We start from the raw sequence: 20,200 nt of genomic DNA, 5'->3' as shown, positions 1-20,200 counted from the left end.
GAAAGACTTAATTACAAATCCCTAAGTCAACATCAGCGATACATTGAACAGCGCAGAAACAAGATAAATCCACAGTGATACAGCTATCAGTAGAGTTCCAATCATCTACTTTACAAATTTTCTTCATATTTACGCAGCAGCCATCACGACTTAATAAGTCTACAGTGCTTTCAGTAGAATCATAAGTACATAATGGTTCTAAAACGCGTAAAGTAGCACAGCATTCATCAAACATATCTTCGACACGGAAAAATACTGATGTACATTTACAAGGATCTGCTGATGGTGAGCTAAAGAATGCTTTAAATGGAGTACCGTCTTTTGTAATAAGCATGAATACGCGTGTATCTGCTGTTGAGCGTGCAGGACTTACGATCCCGCCTAGTGGTTCTAAGAAACAGTTTGCTGTACATGGAGAACACTCATCTCGCACCGCTTGATTTTGAATATCTAAAATTGCACGCACCACGTCACATACGCAGCCTGCTGAATGGATAGGTCCAATAGGATTTGTTGGTTTACCACAACCCATATTGTCACCTCCTTTCTTTCTAACTACTTCTACAATATGTGCTTTTGAAAAATGGACTCGGGCTTTCGTTTACTTATTCAAATGAATAGTTTTTTTATGTGTGGAGAAACTGTTAGGAAAAGGAGGGTAAATACCTTGAGGTTATTAGGAATGATGTTGCCTCTATTCGTCTGTATGACATTGCTTATTGGATGCACGGAAAAAGAAAAATTTATTGTCTATGGTTCTCCACAAAATGAAGCAGAGCTTGAATCGGTATTAAAAGAAGAAAAATCGGTTGAAAAATCAACTGTCATTCAATATGACGATAAAATGCTTGTGGCTGTGCAAATTAAACCATTGAAAAAATGGAATACGACTAAAATAGAGAAGAAACTCCAAAAAAAGTTTGATGAAAAGTATCCCAGCAAAGAGGTTTTTGTTTCAGCCGATTATAAAATATTTTATGAAGCCAATAAAATAAAAAAGGACCAACTTGAAGATAATAAACTAAGCAAGAAAATTACGGAGCTGCAGAAGCTTGCAAAGGAGGAAACATAATGGAAAAAGAGCAATATCAACAGCTAGAACAAAACATAACACCGCCTACCCCTTACTTAAAGAATGCCGTTAAAGCATTTGTGGTAGGTGGTCTCATTTGTACAATTGGGCAGGCGGTTTCTCTTTTTTATATCGTTTTCTTTAATTTCACAGAAGCAACAGCCGGAAACCCAACCGTTGCAACGATGGTATTTTTCGCAATGATTTTAACAGGCTTTGGTTTATACAAAAGAATTGGTCAATTTGCAGGAGCAGGTTCAGCAGTGCCTGTTACAGGGTTTGGGAATGCGGTAATTTCTGCTGCAATTGAACATAGATCTGAAGGTTTAGTCCTCGGTGTTGGCGGTAATTTATTCAAATTAGCGGGATCTGTTGTGTTATTTGGTGTAGTATCTGCATTTTTTGTTGCACTTATTAAATATATTCTTGTGACGATAGGGGTGGTTTCATGGTAATCATCTTTCCGTCAAAACCATCGTTGTTAGCAGGAGGCGTAGTAGCAGGACCGTTAGAGGACCGCAGTACTTTCAAACAATATTTTGATACGGTCTACGACGATGAGCGCTGGCAAATGGAAACAAATGAACAAGGCCATCGAAAAATGGTTGAAGAAGCTTGTGAATTTGTTATGAAAAAAGGTGGTATTACAACTGCAGAAGTTGATTATTTATTAGGTGGCGATTTAGTTAACCAAATGACGCCTACCAATTTTGCGGCAAGGGAATTAGCTATTCCCTTTATCGGATTATTTTCAGCTTGTGCTACCTCTGTTTCAGCTGTAATTGTAGCCAGCCTTTTAACGGAGCTCGGAGCTGCAAATTATTCAATTGCTGGGGCATCAAGTCAACACAATGCGATTGAACGTCAATTTCGTTATCCGATTAATTATGGTGCACAGAAACCACAAACGGCGCAATGGACTGTAACAGCAGCAGGTTATGCGCTGGTTGGTAAACATCGTGAAGATGCTCCTTCTATTGAAGCAGCCACGATAGGTAAGGTCATTGATTATGGAATGGATGATCCATTTCATATGGGTGCTGCCATGGCTCCTGCTGCCTTCCAAACGATTAAGTCTCATTTAGAGGAACGTAAACAAGAAATATATCATTATGATTTAATTTTAACGGGCGATTTAGGACAGCTTGGCTTAAAACTGCTTAAAGGCATGCTTGTCGAGAGTGGCATAAAAAATGAGGAGTTAACACTTTTACGCGATGCTGGAGCGGAATTTTACGGTCAAGATGAATCCTTTCAATCGGGGGCGAGTGGAGCAGGCTGTTCAGCGGCTGTTTTTTTTAGTTATGTAATGCAAGAGCTTCGTGCAGGGACATATAAACGAGTGCTCCTTGTGGCGACAGGTGCATTGCTATCTCCACTTTCGTTCCAACAGAAAGAGACGATCCCATGTACCGCACATGCGATAGAAATTACAATGAAATGAGGCAACAGCATGGTTATGACTTTTATATTTGCATTTATTGTAGGAGGCATTTTCTGCGTTATCGGTCAATTATTAATGGATGTTGGTAAATTAACGCCAGCACATACATTAAGTACGTTAGTCGTTGTTGGTGCAATTCTAGATGGAATGGGCTTGTATGAGCCACTCATTCATTTTGCAGGTGCAGGTGCTACTGTACCTATTACATCATTTGGTAACTCCTTAACACATGGTGCAATGGCTGAAGCGGAAAAGCATGGATTAGTAGGCGTATTGACTGGCATGTTTGAAGTAACAAGTTCGGGAATCAGTGCTGCAATTGTTTTTGGCTTTATTGGCGCATTAATTTTTAAACCAAAAGGGAATATTGACTAGACGAATACCCCTCTCTTGCCTGCAACTTTACATATTATAGGTTGTAGAAGGGAGGGGTGCTTTTATGGGATATCAAGGCTGGTGTGCACAACCTTATGGTAATAATGTTGCTGGTGCAAATAGCTGGAACTATTGCGGAGGCAATAACAATAATGGAATGGGCTCAACATTTGTCTTAATTGTTGTCCTATTCATTCTCCTAATTATTGTTGGCGCTACTTTCGTAAGTTAATTAGTCTAGCTAAAAGCTCTAGAGAGTTTTAGATATATAGGCTTTAGCTTTTTTCTGTGAGTATATAAAAAACTTACTGAATAAGGTTAGAGCCTCCAACAGTTGTCATTGATGTTTTGTGTACGATTAGTTACCGTTTATGAATCATTCGCGACAATAACGTTGAGGTGGAATTGATAGGAGGGGGAACATGCATCGCTCGTTTTTTAATTCGATTGAACAAAAGACAGGCGTATCAATGGATGAAATCTTTGCATTAGCTAATGCAATTCAACATGCTGATTTCACCAATGAGAAACAAGTAAGAAAAATAGTACGCCGTGTAGGCAAAGTGTCTAATAGACAAATTACACAAGAGCTTGAAGATAAAATCGTAAACTCTATTATTCAAGATGGCGCTTCACTAGATTTCGAAAAGCTTGCTAGAATGATGAAATAATGATGAACGTTTGTCTATTTTGGTGTGAGAAAGAGCTCCAAATAGAGAACACGCTACAAAGGCATAAAAAAAGGTGTTACGACTATGCTTTTAGCATATCGTAACACCTGTTCATTATATCTCTTTTTCCATTGCTCGATGAGGTATTCCAGCATCCATAAATTCAGGAGATGTTACCGTGTAACCAAGCTTTTCGTAAAAAGGAACTGCGTAGCTTTGAGCATGGAGTTTTAATTTCTTTTGTTGAATGGAAATTGCGAATTTCTCCATTTCTTGCATAATTAAAACGCCAAGTTTTTTGCCCCGCTGACTTTGTAAAATACATACGCGTTCAATTTTTGCAGTATGATCTTCAATGCTACGTAGACGAGCAGCACCAACAGGTTCATTGCCTTCATACATAATAAAATGTGTTGCTGTTGCATCTAAAGCATCACATTCTAAATGAAGCGGAACACCTTGTTCCTCTACAAATACTTTTTTACGAACAGCAAATGCATCAGCATGTTCTTTCTCTGTTTCGACAATCTTAACGTTATACAAAAGTCATTCAGCTCCAGTCAATCGGAATGTTTCATATGTTGTCCATGACCCATCTTCCAATTGGTATAAAAGATGAATACGATCGATACTATCATGTTCATCAACCCCAGTCATGCGGAGTTGCCCAAAAATATCATCATGTTCTGAGTCCGTCATTTTTTGTGCAATCGTGATGTGTGGAACAAAAACATGCTTAGAGTCCCCAAAAGGAATTTGATCTTCCAATACACGATGGAATGCTTGTAATTGTTCAGTTGGTTCGATGCGGAAATAAATCGCATTTGTTGTTGGGAAAAACGAACTAATGCGTGATGCATGAATATTTAAAGGCGCGTGTTTAGCAGCAATATCATCTAATTGCTTAACAATAGATTGAATATCGTCTTCTGTTGCATCAAAGCTGTCTTTTAACGTCATATGCGGTGTAATCTTCGCATAATGAGGATCGTAACGCTTGCGATACGTGTTTGCTAAATCTTGCAATTTTTTTGATGGAAATGCCACAATTCCGTACTTCATAGTCCATTACCTCCCGAAAATAAACGATTTTTCTATCTAAGTATAACAGAAATTTCAAAATACGTAATTTGAATCGCCTAACATTAATTGAAATTTTCAATTAACGCACGTCTTAAATCAGGTTTCCAATATTTCCATGTATGATTGCCATCAAACTCTTCATAAAATGTAGAGAAGCCTTTACTTAACATTAGATTATGCAACTGTCGATTTGGCGTTAAAAAATCTTTAACGGTTTTATCCATTGTCACAACTTTATCTTCATTTTTTCCGACGATATGATAAATAGAAATAGCTCCTGGATCTTTAAACTGTTCAACCGCTTTCAGTACATCTTCGTCAACATAAGGTGATTGTAAAATAACCTTGCCAAAAATACTCGGATACTTTAATGCAGCCATTAAGGAAGCGGTTGCAGCCATAGAATCACCGATAACTCCTCGGCTCATACCCATTTGGTACGTTGCATATTCAGCATCTAAATAGGGAACAAGTTCATGTGCTAAAAAGCGTAAGTAAGCTTCATGTTGCTCACCACTTGGAATATATTTAGTACGGCGATCTTTAATATCTTTGTATGGTACAAATGCAATGATTAAATTTTCGATTTCATAGTCATCGATAAGTTCATCGGCTAGTTTTGTAATACCTCCAAGTTGGAAATAATCTTTACCATCCGAAGCGATGAGAATATTATATTTGTATAGTGGAGAATAATTAGCAGGGACGTAAATATATAGCTGTAATTCCTCCTGCAATGCTTCACTATAGAACTTTAAATCTTGTACAGTTCCCTTATCCAATGATGACACTCCTTCATGTGTTTGTGACAAAATTGTACCATATTACGAAAGTAAAGGTATAATAGGTTGGGCTAGCGTTATGTTAGCAAAAAAACTGAAATGAGGGTTAGTTATGCATGATAAAAGTATTCGCGTACAGTCAGAAGAAGTGGCGAAAGCAGCCCAAGCTGCACTAATTCGCCGTGGTGTAGAGTTAGAAGACATTGCTGAGATTGTTTATGAAATGCAAAAATCCTACAATGTAGGCTTAACATTAGAGCATTGTATTCATTCGGTTGAACGTGTATTACGTAAACGAGAAGTCCAACATGCAGTATTAGTTGGAATAGAGTTGGATGAATTAGCTGAAAAAGGGTTATTATCGTCACCTCTACAACAAATTATCGAATCCGATGAAGGCTTATTCGGAGTAGATGAAACGATTGCATTGGGGTCTGTGTTTACATATGGAAGTATAGCTGTAACAACATTTGGACATTTAGATAAACAAAAAATCGGTATTATAAAAAAACTCGATACAGAGCCTGGACATCATGTTAATACATTTTTAGATGATTTAGTTGCCAGCATTGCAGCTTCGGCAGCATCACGTATTGCTCACCGCATGCGTGATTTAGAAGAAGAAGGCGAAACATTTGCTGATATTGAGCCAGAAGAGCTCGGTCCAAAGCCAAAACCACATAATGAAATTTAATAGTGTAATAGCATAAATGCCTTCAATTGAGGGAATAAGGGAGTCGACAAACTCGTATTTTTCAAGTTTGTCGACTCTTTATTTTGTAACGGGCGTTCTGAATTTTTTTGTATAATAGGAAATATTTTAAGCATACTTAAAAATTTCAGAAGAAAACTAATCAAATCCATTGTGATATTAGTCGACTTTATTGATAATAGAATTAAATAAAGTATTGTATGAAGTAAGAAAAGAGGTACTGAAAATGAGTGATAAAGATATTAAAACGTTAATCACTAGTGGAACAATTATTTTTGCCGTTGTATTGTATTTAATATTTAGATAAATTATCAGGTCTTCAGTTTATAATATAGCTGGAGATTTTTGATTTTGGCGATATGCGTAAGGAATTAATAAGGGGATCATTATTATGTATCATTTTTTATTTTTGTCCGGACGATTCTAAATTAGTAATGGATATTTTCTAGATTTAACTTTAAGGAAGTAGGATATGAATTTGAAAAAATTATTTTTAGCTTTATTGTTTTCAACATTGCTGATTAGTGGATGTACAGAAGAGGCTAGCACTGGCAATGGTAAAACTGAAGATATACAAGGGATTGTAGCTTCAACAAAGGAATCTGCTGAAAAGCATGATGTGAGTAAATTTGAAGAATTTGAACTACAGGAAATAATTGACGGGGACACAATCAGAATAAAATATAACGGCAGTTCCGAAAAAATACGTTTTCTTCTTGTAGATACGCCTGAAACGAATCACAAAACGTTAGGGGTGCAACCTTTTGGGCCAGAAGCGAAAGAATTTACAAAACAGTTACTAGCTGGACAAGATACCGTTTATTTAGAATTCGACGTTTCCTATCGGGATAAATATAAAAGGTTATTAGCTTATGTTTATACGAAAGATGGTATTAGTGTACAAGAGCAACTATTGAAAAATGGGTTAGCACGCGTGGCCTATATTTATGAGCCAAATACGAAACATGTAGATTGGTTTAAGTCCATTCAAAAAACTGCGCAACAATCTGCCATTGGTATTTGGTCAGTTGAAGACTACGTAACAAATCGTGGTTACGATAAAGAGGCCTATACTAATGCTGTGAAAGAAGAAAATCCATCTAAAGCAAGTAAAGATGAGTCGAATAATACTAGCAGTAAAAAGAATTGTACTATTAAAGGAAATATTAATTCAAAAGGTAACAAAATTTATCACATGCCTGGACAACGTGATTATGACAATACTGTAGCAGAAGCCATGTTCTGTACGAAAGAAGAAGCAGAAGCAGAGGGGTTTATTCCCGCTAGGCAATAATGTCGTAGGAAAAGTTAAATTTTTTACTTAGGGGATTGTCGGGATAATATGAATTTACAACAATCAGTCATGTTCCTGATAATCCCTCATTGTTTACAATGGTTTTATGGGCTTAAAGTGATTGTATCGCGCTTTTGTTTTATTATCGGGGGGTAACTTCGCTCAAATCGCGGGTAATGTTGAATAAATCGCGGGTAAGCCATGTTATATCGCGGGTAAAGCCGTGCCAATCGCGGATAAATCCCCGCACTTCATTAATTCCATTGCATTTTCCGGTAAACGCCCAATTGAACATAAAATTTTCCTTCTCATATGATGAGAAAATGGAGAATCGTTTAAAAGGAGGGAAATCATGCATTGGATCACCATTATTTTTATTGGTATAGCAGCCAATCTAGATAATTTGGGGATTGGTTTGGCCTATGGTGTTAAGCGAGTGAAGATTCCCATCTTATCGAATGCAGTAATTGCTGTACTGTCAATGATTGTCACTTTTGTGGCAGTAACGGCTGGTAGTACAGTAATAGAGTATATTTCGCCACATACAGCCAATCTTTTAGGGAGCCTTCTGCTATGTGTGATTGGGATATTTACACTTTTCTCTAATCGTTTTTCCAAGCATAGCATTGCTAAAAATCCTGAAATATTTGACGAAGATAAAAATCATATTATTTCTATGAGAGAGGCAATGACACTGGGGTTCGTGTTATCGGCAAACTGTTTAGCAGGCGGAATTGCTATCGGTGCAAATGGTATATCCGCAATTTGGACGGTCATCTCGATAGGCACATTTTCTTTTATCACAGTGGGTTTAGGAAGTCATTTTGGTGTCCTGCTAAGTAAAACATTTATAGGGAAATACTCTACCGCTATATCAGGATGGTTGTTAATTGTTATTGGAGTTTTTGAAGTTTTTGCTAAATAATAAAAATAATAGGATATTACTGTTTGATTCAGTAATATTCTTTTTTTTTAGGGAATTTTGACATATTAAAGACGTTTTTAGATTGCTAGTTGACATACATTGGTAGCAAAGATTATCCTTTGGTTAGAGAGTGTAATTGAGAATAATTTTCGTTTACATTTTCATAATATTGCTTTCATGGAAATATTGAGAATATTATTCGTATCAATTATAATGATTAATGGAAAATGGATAAAAATTTTCCATAATAATTAGAGGAGGCGTGCAACACATGAAGAAAATAGTGATGTTGGTCATGCTAGTCAGTATGGTTATTTTTAATTTAGCATTACCACATGCATCTGCTCAACTTGCTGATGGTACTTATTCTGTAAAATATCAGGTCAATAAACCAGATAGTAGCTCTGCATCAATAGCAAACGATTATTTCGTAAAGCCTGCAACGGTGACAGTAAAAGGTGGCACAGCTACTGTACAACTTACATTAAAAAATAGTGCTTGGATTACGAAATTTCAACCACCAGGAGGAGCTTCGGTTGTTAGCGAAGATAAGGCAGCTGATACACGTGTTGTACAATTCACAGTGAAAGATTTATCAAAGCCAGTTGTAACATCTATGAAAATTGATATCGATGATATTAATTATCACCATGAATATAGCGTTTCCTTAGTATTTGATGCACCAGCAACTGGAAGTTCAGCAGCTACAGCAGCACAAAATGATACGACAACGCCAACAACATCTGGAAGTCAAGTGCCTAATCCACAAACAAGCGATGCGACGCCCTATTTGTTACTTGTTGCATTTGCAGGATCAGCATTTTTACTTTATAGAACAAAAAACAAAACAAAAATGGAGGGTCATTAATGACTAAAAAACGTCAATCTCGCGCAACAAAAATCGTACTTGCCTCATTATTAGCAGCATCACTTTCAGTACCATCATTTGCATCAGCAAAGGTAGCGGACACAACAACAACAGTTACTACAGATGTGAAAGTGGAAGAAAAAGCAGGAACAGCTGAAGGTACAGCTGTAAAATTCCAAACATTTAAACCAGGTACAGATGAAGCGGGATACATGGATAAATACTTTACAGGTACAGGCTTACTTATCGAAAAAGATGGTACATACACAGTGAAACTAACTGTTCCAGCTCAATTCGCTCCAACAATCACTGGTTTCCAAGTAAAACAAGGCGATAAATATGTCGATGCAACATTTGAAAAGCAACAAGATGGTTCAAGCATCGTGTCATTCCCAGTAGATCCAAAAGTGAAAACTGCGGCAAAAGTACACGTAGTTGTTCCAGCTCCAGCTAACATGGATAAATGGTATGAATTCGACTTCCAACCAGTAACAGCAGAAGAAGTAAAGCCAGTTGATGAAGTAAAAGAAGAGCAACCTGTAAAAGAAGAAACAACAACAGTTACAGATGAAACTGAAGACGTAAATGTTTATGAAGGTACTGTAACAGTTTATAAAAATGGCACTAAAGAAGAATCTATTATGAAAGACTATATTAGTCCAACTGTAGCAGTTGGTGATGCAGATGGCACATATGTAGTCGGCATGCATTTCCCTAAAGGTCAGTATGTTCAATCATTTAAAGTAGATGGTAAGGACGCTGTATTAGCAGAGGAAGATAAAGAAACAAATGAACGTATTTATACTTTCGAAGTAAAAGATTTAAAAGCACTTACAAACGCTGAAATTCATATTATCGTAGATGAGCCTAAAGCAGGCGTAAAATATGATTCTGTTCATACTGTACAATTTAGCTTTGATGTAGATTTAAGTAAACCAGTTACAGATACTGAAGAAACAACAATTGAAAATCCATTTAAAGATATCGATGATAACGAAAATAAAGAAGCCATCCTTAACTTACTAGCTTATGAGATTATCATGCCACAAGATAAATTCAATCCAAATAACAATTTAACACGTGCACAATTTGCATTAATGATTGCACGTACTTTAGAATTAGAAGCTACTGAAGTTGCGGGCTTCCAAGATATTAAAGGAATTGAAGCGGAACAAGCGATTAACGCGCTAGCTGAATATGGTATTGTTGAATCTCGTGATAAATTCAATCCAAATGGCATTTTAACTCGTCAACAAGGTGCGCTAATGATTTACCGTGCTATCCAAGCAGTAACGGAAGGCGACTTAAATGTTGAAATTTCATTACCATATGCAGACCAAGCGTCAATTGCTAATGATGAAGCGAAAGAAGCATTCTCATTACTTTACAAAGAAGGCATTATGACTGGATCTGTTGCGAAAGATGGTAAAACATACATCAATGCAAACAAACCATTAACACGTGGTCAAATGGCAAAAATTTTAAATAACTCTTTAGAATTCTTCTACGAATTTGAAGAATAATAAGGTTTAACAATAGCAACTTCCTTTCTCACATAAATGAGGAAGGAAGTTACTGTTGCTTTTAGAGAAATAGGGGGAATTTTCATGAAAACATGCAAAAGAAAAGTCATCGTATTACTAGCACTTAGTGCAATGTTTTTCTTATTTGCCCCTCATTTTAAATGGCTGTATGTGCAAGCTGAAGAAGATAGTTCACTAGGAAATGGAAGCTATCAAGTTGAACTAAGTTTTTCAACTCACGATGGAATAGAACAAAACCGATTTTTTAATGAAGAAGCGACACTGGACATGAATAATGGTCAATATACATTGTCTTTGACAATCAATCATCCATATACTTTACAAGATATACATATTGAACAGCCTGAAAAATCGCTTTCTACTATTTTAACGTGGACTGAAAATTTAGTTCAGTTTGATGTGAAAGACTTAAAAGAACCAATTCGAATAAAGGGTTTAGTGGCTTCTGAATTAGAAAAGGAAAGTCGTCCGTTTGCACAAGAGTTTCAGATAAGAGTGAAAGCGCCAAGTGAAGAGATTGAACAGAATACTGAAATCGCAGAAAGTGTGCCTGAAAAAGAATGGTCAATCGACTACATATTGTATGTCGATGGAAAAAAAGAACCATCGATTATGAATACGTATGTCAATCCAGTGGCTAAAATAATAGAAAAAAACGGCAGCTATTTTGCTCAGATGACGATTTTGAAATCATCTTGGGTAACGAGTCTAAACGTTGAACAACTAGGTGAGCAAGTAGCACCAACACTTGTCTCTATAAATGACAATGTGCGAATTGTCGAATTTGCAGTCGTTGATTTCCAACGCCCACTTCGGATGTGGGTACAAGTAGATATTCCAGAGATAGCGTATCATCATCAATATTTTGTGGATTTACAATTTAATGAACAACAAGTGGCTCAAATTGTTGGGAAGCCTATAGAAGCAGTGCCTCCTAAGCAAAACGTGATGAGGAAGTCTCCTGCTATCGCTACTGAAAAAAGAGAGCAACCTTTAAAGAAAAATACAGTTGAGCCTACAATTAAGCCCAATTCGCTCCCCCTTCCTCCAGTACAGCATACTGATACAACAATGGTGGAAGAACAGTTAGCTTTTGATCGAACACTTGATGCAAATGCGGAGGAAGCAGTTGAAGAACCTGCTGAAATGCAAGAGGAACAGAAAGCAAAAACTGAACAGACAAATAACAAAATGACAGTAAATCAGCAACTCGCACAGCTAGATAAAGTAAAAATTGTATTGCTTGTGCTTATTTGTATTTTATCAGGCTGGTTAGTCGTTCGTCGTTTAAGAAATTCAAAAAAAGACTGAGATAATTAGGAGATGACGATATGTGCAATATAAAAAAGAACTGGTTTGCATTACTCGCACTGATGACCGTATTTTTAATCGCTGGTTGTAGCGGTGGAAGCGATCAAGCAAATGAAGACTCCACTGAAAAGGTTGAAGTTTCAACGGACACAACTGCAAAAAGTGAAAATCGTATTATTGCTGGCACAGTTGTAATAGCTGAAATTTTAGATAAGCTAGAGTTGGATGCAATTGCTGTACCGACGACTGAAAAAAATTTAGCAGAACGCTTTAAAGGCCTGCCTACTATTGGCAATGCAATGGAGCCTGATATGGAAATTGTAAAATCATTGAACCCTACGGACGTATTATCAGTGTCAACATTAGAATATGATTTACAAGATAAATTCAAGCAACTGAAAATACCTGTACATTTTTTAAATTTCCAAAGTGTGGATGCAATGATGGCGGAAATTAAAACGCTAGGTGAACGTTATGACCGTACTACTCAAGCTGAACAATTAGTGTCGGGTCTACAAAAAAATATTGATGCCGTCCAAACGGTCGCTACTAATAAGGAAGGACCTCGTGTTTTAATTTTACTTGGTATTCCAGGGAGTTACTTAGTGGCTACTGAAAATTCTTATGCAGGTGACCTAGTTAAACGGGCTGGTGGAATAAATGTCATGGAAGGGCAAGAGGCAGAGTACTTAGCGTCCAATACGGAGTACTTGCACAATAGCAATCCTGATATTATTTTACGCCTTTCACACGGTATGCCTGATGAAGTAGTTAAAATGTTTGACGAGGAATTTAAAACAAATGATATTTGGAAGCATTTTGAAGCAGTAAAAAATGGCAAAGTATATGATTTAGAAGAAGAGTTATTTGGCACTACAGCTTCCTTACAAGTACCGCAAGCGTTAGGACAGCTAATGGAAATTTTCTATCGTTAATATGTATTTGAAATTGTCGCTCGTATAGCAAGTATCTTGCCGTAGGGCGCTTTTCTTATATTTCTAGTAGCCTTATCGTTTTATGATAACAGCTTACAAATCTTTCATCGCACAATAGATACACAAATACTAGCGGAATAAAGGAAGTCCGATATGACGAAAAAAATAATAAGCTTTTCAATTGTAATAGCGTTGTTGCTAGTGTCAATGATTTATTCAGCAACGACGGGTAGTATTAAAATGGGCTTTTTTGAATTTATAGGGGCATTGTTTGAAGAAGGGAATAGCCAGATGGAGGCGATTCGTGATTTACGCTTTCCTCGTATTTTTGTTGCTTTATTTGCTGGGGCTGCGCTTTCAGTTTCGGGGGTACTACTGCAATCTGTTATGCGTAATCCGCTAGCAGACGCGGGCGTTATTGGTATTTCTTCAGGGGCAGCTTTTGTTCAATTATTTATTATCTCGTTTTTCCCAGCGTTATTTTTTATGACACCAGTATTAGCGTTTATAGGTGGGGCATTTGCTTGTGCACTAGTGTTTGCCTTGTCATGGAAATCGGGTTTAAGTCCACTAAAATTGATATTAGTAGGGATTGCTATTAATGCGATGTTTACTGGTCTGACAGAAGCATTTTTAAGCCTTGGGGGCTCACTCAATACATCTGCTACTAGTGTGGTTGGGTCAAATTTAACGATGCGCACATGGAAAGATGTGTCGACCATTGCGACATATGGAGCAATAGGTTTAGTTGCAGCATTTGCGTTATATAGCTGGTGTAATCTACTTGTTTTACAAGATAAAACGGCAAAAAGTCTAGGCTTTAACGTAGCACGTGCCCGTTTAATAATTGCCGCGGTTGCTGTATTGTTATCAGCCGTGTCAGTTGTTGTAGCAGGTGTTATTTCATTTGTTGGTTTATTAGTTCCACATATTGCAAGACGTTTGGTTGGTCATGATCATCGAGTACTTATACCATTTACCGCACTAGCAGGGGCCTTATTAATTTTAGTAGCTGATACAATTGGTCGAACGATAGTGGCGCCCATTGAAATTCCTGCTTCAACCATTATGGCAATTATCGGTGGGCCATTCTTAATATTCCTATTACGAAAAGAGTGAAGAAATATGGAAATACAAGATATTATCGTTTCCCATGATAATACACGCAATCATTTAGATGGTGTCTCAACGCAGATTCAAAAAGGTAAAATTACGACGATTATTGGTCCAAATGGCTGTGGGAAGTCGACTTTACTTAGTGTAATGTCTCGCAATAATATGCCGAAATCAGGGAATGTTTCTTTGGAAAATAAGGATTTAGTCCAGTATAAGCCTAAAGAGTTTGCTAAAAAGCTTGCGATTGTTTATCAACAAAATGATGTACCAAAAGATTTAACGATTGAAAAGTTAGTGAGTTTTGGGCGTCTGCCACATCATACAATGTTAAAACGCAATGATGAGGATGATAAGAAAGCGATTGATTGGGCTTTGTCTTGTACGAATTTACTAGAAAAACGAGACAATGATTTAGTGGCTTTATCGGGCGGGGAAAGACAGCGCGTATGGATTGCAATGGCATTAGCACAACAATCTGAAATATTGTGCTTGGATGAGCCGACGACGTATTTAGATATTTATTATCAAATGGAGCTATTGGAACTGGTAAAAGCTTTAAATAAGAATTATGGTCTAACAATTGTTATGGTGCTTCATGATATTAATCAAGCGATTCGTTATAGTGATCACATTATTTTGATGAAGGATGGACATATTATGGCAGAGGGAGCTCCACGTGATGTCCTTACAAAGGAAGTCATAAAAGAAGTATATGGTGTTGAAGCAATCTTCAATGAGGATGAACAGCTTGGCCTTTATATGGTACCAGTAGGTATTTAAGTTGGTGGAACGATGAAAAAATGGACATCTAGGCTATTAACAGTTATATATATTGCAATATTTTTATATTCTGGTTTTGCTCTTGTAAAGTATCTCTATACCTATTATGAGTCTGCAAAGTCTTTAAAGGAAGTACAAACGATATATGCCGAAACATTGGCAACTATCCAAGAAGAAGTTAATGACAAAGCAAAAACGACTGAGGAAATAAAATCAAACTATACGATAAGATCTCAATTTCACGATTTATTAGCTGTAAATGAGCGCATTGTAGGCTGGATTGCTATAGATGATACAAAGCTCAACAATCCAATTTTACAAGCAGAGGATAATGATTTTTATCTAACCCATAATTTTAAAAACCGTGAAAGTCGTGCAGGTAGCATCTTTATGGACTATCGTAATGATGCACTCGATATTAATCGCAATACGATTTTGTATGGTCATGCCATGAAAGATGGAACGATGTTTGGTAGTTTGAAAAATTACTTGAAACAAGATTATGCTGAAGCACATCGTACAATTTATCTGGATACCTTATATGAAGGTTATGATGTGGAAGTATTTGCAGCTTATGAAACAACTATTGATTTTTATTATATTGAAACCGAATTTAAGTCAGATAAGGATTTTATTCAATTTATTGAAGAAGTGCAAAATCGTTCTCAAATTGATTTGAATGTAGCTATTGGACCAAATGATAAAATTGTGACGCTATCTACATGTAAAGATTCTGTCATGAGTGATGACCATCGATTTGTTGTACAAGGGAAATTAGTAAAACGATAACTTGCTTCAGCAAGAAGTTCGCTACTTCGACAAATTTTAAAACAAGAACGATGTCGAAAATAATGAAAATAAATTACTTGACGTAAATTGATTATTAATATATAGTAAGTTACATAAAGTAATTGATTACTTTTCGTAATGTAAAATAAGCTAAGAAGTACTCGAAGTAACTACATATGTTTAGCTCATTAATTTTTGGGTAACATAATTAAAGTAGTTACTTCATATTTTAACATATATCTCGAATTCGAGATATAAAACAAACAATTGGAGGAATTTAAAATGGCAAAATGGAATATCGATTTAGGACACTCAGCAATTAACTTTCAAGTAAAACACATGATGGTATCAAAAGTAAAAGGCGTATTCGATAGTTATTCAGCTGATATCGAAGCAGCGGATCTTGCAGATTTAACAACAGCAAACATTACTATTACAATTGATGCAGCAAGCATTAACACACGTAGTGAAGACCGTGATAATCACTTAAAAGCGGGTGATTTCTTTGATACAGACAGCTATCCAAATATTACGTTTAAATCAACAAGCATTACCAAAAAATCTGCCGATGAGTATGCGTTAACTGGTGATTTAACAATTAAGGATGTAACGAAATCAGTCACATTCGATACTGAATTTAACGGAAAAGGTACAAATCCATGGGGTCAGGAAGTATATGGCTTCGAGGCAGAAACAACAATTAACCGTGAAGATTTCGGTTTAACTTGGAATGCTGCTTTGGAAACAGGAGGTGTCCTTGTAGGCAAGGATATTAAAATTTCAGTTGAACTTGAAGTGAACCCAGCTTAAACTAATCCCTTAACTAAACATCTGCTCGACTTTTATTGGCAAGTGATGAGTAACGGAGCTAAACGCTTCCGTTTGGCGCTCATGGCATGCTTGAAAGTCTGAGCGGATTTTTTTATTTCAGGTGTTGGTTATTGTTATGAAATTTTACGAAAAAGTAGAATGAGTCTAGCAGTTTGTCTATTAGGACAAACAACTTCTGTAGAAGGAATATGTATTGTTATTGATAGTCTGTTAAAATAAACCAGTAATATGTTACTTGCATATTTTTAGCAATTAATGCATATAAAACATCATATTGTTTTTGGGGGCGATGGGATGAATGTATTAGTGACAGGTGGCTATGGTTTTATTGGCAGTGCTGTGGCAAGACGATTTTTTGAGGAAGGCGCCAATATTTATATAATTGATAATTTAAGTACGGGACATCTACGAAACATTGATTTTGAGCATAAATCGTACTTATTAAATGTTGAGGATGAAGTTTGCGAGCACTTCTTTAAGGAAGTTGCATTCGATGTGGTGATTCACTGTGCAGCGCAAACGAGTGTTCAACTTTCGATACAGGAGCCAATGAAGGATATTTTAACGAACATTGTAGGGCTTAGCCAGATGCTCTTCTTTTCGTCAAAATACAAGGTGAAACATTTTGTCTTTGCCTCTTCTGCGGCGGTGTATGGTAATAGTCATTATCCTCCGCTAGAGGAAACAGATGTGAGTGAGCCTATTTCAATGTATGGCTTAAATAAAAGTATTGGGGAAACGTATTGTGAAAAGTGGCAACGTGATTATCGTTTACCAACATTAATTTACCGTTTTGCCAATGTCTTTGGACCTAGACAGCGTATGCAAGGAGAAGCTGCGGTTATCCCTAGTATGTTAAAAAGTAGTTTAGAAGGTAGGCCCTTTACGATTTATGGGGATGGAGAACAGACGCGAGATTTCATCTATGTTGATGATATAGCAGATGCTATTTATGCTGGAGTAGAAGCTAGACTGCAAGGTATCTACAATGTTTCTACCAATGAAGCATGGTCACTCCATCAAGTTATATTATTACTACAACATTTAAATCACCCATTAGAGATACAGTATGCTCCTGCAAGAGAAGGAGATATAGAACATTCATTTTTAAATAATGAAAAACTGACGAAGGCGATTGGTTGGAAGCCCAAACATTCATTTGCAGAAGGCATCGAACTGACAATACAAGCTCTACAAAATGAAAAAATTGTTGAAATCTAAAGTGGATTACTCAACTATATCCTATAACTATATTGGGTCTGTGTTCGAAATTTCGAGCACAGGCTTTTTGTTACGTGCCAGTCACTCAAACAAAGACAAACAATTCTGATATTTTCCGGTGCTTGGCTTAAAATTGGGAACAGCCTTTTTATTCTGACTATAGTATAATTATTGTTTAAAGAAATGTGGTGGAATGGGAACGGGGGCTAGAGTATGCTAGTAGATTTTAGAGTGAAAAATTGCTTAAGTTACAAAGACGAGACATTATTTTCAATGGTGGCTGGGAGCCGAATTCGAAAATTAAAGGATACACACACGATGACGATGGATTCATTAAGACTTGTGAAAAGTGCCTTTATATTTGGATCGAATGGCAGTGGCAAATCGAATTTATTTGCTACGCTAAAAATTTTACGCTCATTGTTGTTTAACTTTGAAAATTTGAATAATGTCAAGCAACTGCGATTACCTTACCAGCCATTTAAGCTTGGGGGACAACATGATAAGCCGACAGAATTCGTGATTTCGTTATTTCTAGAAGGCTCACTTTATGATTATGAGGTGCAATATAACGCCGAGCAAGTTCTTTATGAGCGACTTACAAAAACTACGAAAGCGATAAATGAGGAGCTTTTTGTTAGACAATGGGACGGTACAGAATACGTGTATGAAACTGCACAAAGTACAGCAGTTGAACTGACTAACTATACACGGAATAATACCGCGTTTTTATCAGTGTTAAATGTCTTTAATAACACAGATGCTAAAAAAATTTTTGATTGGTTTTTACATAAAATTTTGTTTTTAGATGAGGCACAACATTTAGCCAGCCACCCGCTTATTCGCAAACTGGAAGAGGACGATTTTAAGAGAGAAGTCATGAAAATATTGAAAATTGCTGACTTTTCTATTCAAGATGTGACAGCACGCCGTGTTGAACGCAGAGAAAAAAATACAATAGGCTATGATAGCGATACACAAGATATTATTCATGAGGTGGATATCGATTTACATTATTTATCGTTTAATGAAGCTGGAGCGCCGATAGGCACAGAGTCAATCAATTGGACAATGGATTCTAAAGGCACTATTAGATTGCTGCATTTAGCATGTGTCATAGTAGATGCATACAATAAAGGAAAGACGATTTTTATAGATGAATTTGACACAGCTTTTCATGTATCCATTTGTGAATTTTTAATGACCATTATGAACAGTGAGCGCAATACCAATAATCAATTTGTTGTAACAAGCCATGAAATTAATTTACTTGATGAACCATTACGTACGGACCAAATCTGGTTTGTCAATAAAAGCTTTAAAAATGAATCTGAATTATACTCCTTATTTGATTTTGCTGATTTGCAGAAAAAACGAGCGGATATTTCATATGCGAAACGCTATTTAAAGGGTGAGTTCGGAGCAACACCAGTTATTAATGAATACTTATCAACTCAATATCTACATGAAGTGGAGGTATCTGAGCAGTGAGAGTACGCCAGCAGGGGAATCGGACAGTCCGTAAAACGATTTTAATTTATTGTGAGGGAGAAACGGAGCGTATTTATTTTGAGCAATTACGTATTTTAAAACGCTCTAAAATGGTGAGTGTAAAGATAAAAAACGTTAAGCGTTCTGCCATTAAGTTAGCACAACATGCTTTTCGTGATTCCAGCTATCAATACTTTGATGAAGTATGGGTTGTTTTCGATAAGGATGATTTAACTGAGAAACAGTTAGAGGAAGTCAATGTATTCTGTGAAGAAAAAGATATCCATATTGCTTATACGAATGAAGCATTTGAATTATGGTTATTGTTGCATTTCGAAGTAGTGGATGTTTCAGAAAAATATCCCCGTGCGGTTTTAAATAACAAAATGGAAGAGCATCTTGGAGTAACACATTATTTCCGTCATAAGGCGGACGAGTCAATTATTGCTCCAATTGCACTTCGACATGAGGTAGCAATTCAAAATTGTTCAAAAATGATGTCATTTCGCAATACAGAAAATCGTGAAAATCCATATTGCAATATACATGACATGATTCAATACATATTTTAAAAGAGGTTTCCCTTTTGTTATAGAATCGAAGCTATCTTCTATAGGATGATGATGACGAGGCTAAGACATAACTAGAAAATTACAGAGGTAAGGTGCTCGTAAATTTTTCTATGAAGGAGAATTTGTTATTCTTGTATTTGCAAAAAAGAATCATTAGGAGTGAAAACTAGTTGAGGGTAGCGGGGGGAGACGACTCCTAAGACGTCAAACGCCAAACCGCCCGTAGCGGACATCAACAACATAGCGAAAAAGTGTTAGATTGCAGTCAATCTAACACTTTTTTCTTTTGTTTAGCTCCGTTTTTTTATTGAGCTGATAGAGTGAGGTGGCAAATTGTCGGAATTCAAATATTTTTCTTGAAATTAGGTTGAAATTTTAAACTGA

At 36.5% G+C, this 20,200-nt stretch carries 25 protein-coding genes and 1 pseudogene; 21 read left to right on the top strand and 5 right to left on the bottom strand.

Translation table 11 applies throughout. The annotated features are described in order from the left end of the window. Nucleotides 1-7 precede the first annotated feature (7 nt). Nucleotides 8-532 (bottom strand): CotY/CotZ family spore coat protein, encoded by a 525-nt coding sequence (locus tag FC748_RS13720; RefSeq protein WP_024362541.1) that lies wholly within the window; start codon nt 530-532, stop codon nt 8-10. A gap of 135 nt (nt 533-667) precedes the next feature. Between FC748_RS13720 and FC748_RS13715 the strand changes: the two genes are divergently transcribed. The 6 genes from FC748_RS13715 to FC748_RS13695 all read left to right on the top strand — a co-directional run bounded on the left by FC748_RS13715 (nt 668) and on the right by FC748_RS13695 (nt 3,562). Beyond that, nucleotides 668-1,072: a YhcN/YlaJ family sporulation lipoprotein gene (locus FC748_RS13715; protein ID WP_227665410.1), complete on the top strand. Its 405-nt coding sequence runs from the start codon at nt 668-670 to the stop codon at nt 1,070-1,072. Then, entirely contained in the window at nt 1,072-1,527 is a 456-nt protein-coding gene (gene spoVAC / locus FC748_RS13710; protein WP_024362543.1) for a stage V sporulation protein AC, read from the top strand. Before FC748_RS13715 ends, spoVAC begins: the two co-directional genes overlap by 1 nt. After that, complete coding sequence (locus tag FC748_RS13705) at nt 1,521-2,516, top strand: stage V sporulation protein AD (RefSeq protein WP_024362544.1); 996 nt, start codon at nt 1,521-1,523, stop codon at nt 2,514-2,516. Before spoVAC ends, FC748_RS13705 begins: the two co-directional genes overlap by 7 nt. 15 nt (nt 2,517-2,531) lie before the next feature. After that, nucleotides 2,532-2,891, top strand: coding sequence for a stage V sporulation protein AE (spoVAE, locus tag FC748_RS22125; protein ID WP_374116275.1), 360 nt, complete (start codon nt 2,532-2,534; stop codon nt 2,889-2,891). A 64-nt stretch (nt 2,892-2,955) separates the two neighbouring features. Further along, a complete protein-coding gene (locus tag FC748_RS22435) occupies nt 2,956-3,123 on the top strand; it encodes a YjcZ family sporulation protein (RefSeq protein WP_080653321.1) in 168 nt (55 codons plus the stop codon). Between the two features lie 190 nt (nt 3,124-3,313). Continuing rightward, nucleotides 3,314-3,562, top strand: a complete 249-nt coding sequence (locus FC748_RS13695; RefSeq protein WP_024362546.1) for a stage VI sporulation protein F — start codon at nt 3,314-3,316, stop codon at nt 3,560-3,562. A 114-nt stretch (nt 3,563-3,676) separates the two neighbouring features. Here FC748_RS13695 and FC748_RS13690 read toward each other — a convergent pair whose 3' ends face one another. The 3 genes from FC748_RS13690 to FC748_RS13680 all read right to left on the bottom strand — a co-directional run bounded on the left by FC748_RS13690 (nt 3,677) and on the right by FC748_RS13680 (nt 5,427). Next, complete coding sequence (locus FC748_RS13690; protein ID WP_024362547.1) at nt 3,677-4,105, bottom strand: GNAT family N-acetyltransferase; 429 nt, start codon at nt 4,103-4,105, stop codon at nt 3,677-3,679. A 3-nt stretch (nt 4,106-4,108) separates the two neighbouring features. Further along, nucleotides 4,109-4,624, bottom strand: a complete 516-nt coding sequence (locus FC748_RS13685) for a YjcG family protein (RefSeq protein WP_108029443.1) — start codon at nt 4,622-4,624, stop codon at nt 4,109-4,111. A gap of 83 nt (nt 4,625-4,707) precedes the next feature. After that, nucleotides 4,708-5,427 carry an alpha/beta hydrolase gene (locus FC748_RS13680; protein WP_025218681.1) on the bottom strand — a complete coding sequence of 240 codons (720 nt, stop codon included), beginning with the start codon at nt 5,425-5,427 and terminating at the stop codon, nt 4,708-4,710. A gap of 112 nt (nt 5,428-5,539) precedes the next feature. On the opposite strand from FC748_RS13680, the gene FC748_RS13675 reads away from it, so the two are divergent. Both FC748_RS13675 and FC748_RS13670 read left to right on the top strand, forming a co-directional pair. After that, complete coding sequence (locus FC748_RS13675; RefSeq protein ID WP_024362550.1) at nt 5,540-6,121, top strand: phosphatidylglycerophosphatase A family protein; 582 nt, start codon at nt 5,540-5,542, stop codon at nt 6,119-6,121. Nucleotides 6,122-6,611: 490 nt separating this feature from the next. Then, nucleotides 6,612-7,433 (top strand): thermonuclease family protein, encoded by an 822-nt coding sequence (locus FC748_RS13670; protein ID WP_038509431.1) that lies wholly within the window; start codon nt 6,612-6,614, stop codon nt 7,431-7,433. 142 nt (nt 7,434-7,575) lie between these two features. Here FC748_RS13670 and FC748_RS22120 read toward each other — a convergent pair whose 3' ends face one another. Further along, complete coding sequence (locus FC748_RS22120) at nt 7,576-7,728, bottom strand: hypothetical protein (RefSeq protein ID WP_167492678.1); 153 nt, start codon at nt 7,726-7,728, stop codon at nt 7,576-7,578. Nucleotides 7,729-7,779: 51 nt separating this feature from the next. Between FC748_RS22120 and FC748_RS22510 the strand changes: the two are divergent. The 13 genes and pseudogenes from FC748_RS22510 to FC748_RS13610 form a co-directional block, all read left to right on the top strand. Then, nucleotides 7,780-8,013, top strand: a pseudogene (locus FC748_RS22510) (manganese efflux pump); the annotation flags it as partial. Then, the gene (locus FC748_RS22505) at nt 8,011-8,358 is read left to right on the top strand and encodes a manganese efflux pump (RefSeq protein WP_304364566.1); all 348 of its coding nucleotides are present in this window, start codon (nt 8,011-8,013) and stop codon (nt 8,356-8,358) included. The pseudogene FC748_RS22510 and the gene FC748_RS22505, both read left to right, overlap by 3 nt. 271 nt (nt 8,359-8,629) lie before the next feature. After that, on the top strand, nt 8,630-9,226 hold the full coding sequence (gene isdC / locus FC748_RS13660) for a heme uptake protein IsdC (protein WP_238600108.1): 597 nt from the start codon (nt 8,630-8,632) through the stop codon (nt 9,224-9,226). Next, entirely contained in the window at nt 9,226-10,749 is a 1,524-nt protein-coding gene (locus tag FC748_RS13655) for an NEAT domain-containing protein (protein ID WP_024362555.1), read from the top strand. The genes isdC and FC748_RS13655 overlap by 1 nt, the downstream gene beginning before the upstream one ends. Before the next feature lie 84 nt (nt 10,750-10,833). Further along, nucleotides 10,834-12,081 carry an NEAT domain-containing protein gene (locus tag FC748_RS13650; protein ID WP_167492677.1) on the top strand — a complete coding sequence of 416 codons (1,248 nt, stop codon included), beginning with the start codon at nt 10,834-10,836 and terminating at the stop codon, nt 12,079-12,081. Between the two features lie 29 nt (nt 12,082-12,110). Beyond that, complete coding sequence (gene isdE / locus FC748_RS13645; RefSeq protein ID WP_420798344.1) at nt 12,111-13,016, top strand: heme ABC transporter substrate-binding protein IsdE; 906 nt, start codon at nt 12,111-12,113, stop codon at nt 13,014-13,016. Nucleotides 13,017-13,169: 153 nt separating this feature from the next. After that, nucleotides 13,170-14,135, top strand: coding sequence for a FecCD family ABC transporter permease (locus tag FC748_RS13640; RefSeq protein WP_025218688.1), 966 nt, complete (start codon nt 13,170-13,172; stop codon nt 14,133-14,135). Between the two features lie 6 nt (nt 14,136-14,141). After that, complete coding sequence (locus FC748_RS13635; protein WP_108029446.1) at nt 14,142-14,912, top strand: ABC transporter ATP-binding protein; 771 nt, start codon at nt 14,142-14,144, stop codon at nt 14,910-14,912. A gap of 12 nt (nt 14,913-14,924) precedes the next feature. Further along, on the top strand, nt 14,925-15,701 hold the full coding sequence (srtB, locus tag FC748_RS13630) for a class B sortase (protein ID WP_108029447.1): 777 nt from the start codon (nt 14,925-14,927) through the stop codon (nt 15,699-15,701). Nucleotides 15,702-15,983: 282 nt separating this feature from the next. Beyond that, nucleotides 15,984-16,511: a YceI family protein gene (locus tag FC748_RS13625; protein ID WP_024362561.1), complete on the top strand. Its 528-nt coding sequence runs from the start codon at nt 15,984-15,986 to the stop codon at nt 16,509-16,511. A 315-nt stretch (nt 16,512-16,826) separates the two neighbouring features. Then, entirely contained in the window at nt 16,827-17,753 is a 927-nt protein-coding gene (locus FC748_RS13620) for an NAD-dependent epimerase/dehydratase family protein (RefSeq protein ID WP_024362562.1), read from the top strand. 213 nt (nt 17,754-17,966) lie between these two features. Then, nucleotides 17,967-19,244: an AAA family ATPase gene (locus tag FC748_RS13615; RefSeq protein ID WP_024362563.1), complete on the top strand. Its 1,278-nt coding sequence runs from the start codon at nt 17,967-17,969 to the stop codon at nt 19,242-19,244. Then, nucleotides 19,241-19,816 carry an RloB family protein gene (locus tag FC748_RS13610; RefSeq protein WP_024362564.1) on the top strand — a complete coding sequence of 192 codons (576 nt, stop codon included), beginning with the start codon at nt 19,241-19,243 and terminating at the stop codon, nt 19,814-19,816. Before FC748_RS13615 ends, FC748_RS13610 begins: the two co-directional genes overlap by 4 nt. Nucleotides 19,817-20,200 lie beyond the last annotated feature (384 nt).

This window comes from Lysinibacillus sphaericus, assembly GCF_005217585.1.
Classification (GTDB): Bacteria; Bacillota; Bacilli; order Bacillales_A; family Planococcaceae; genus Lysinibacillus; species Lysinibacillus sphaericus.
The sequence above is the reverse complement of the archived record's forward strand: the minus strand, read 5'-3'. Positions and strand labels throughout refer to the sequence as shown.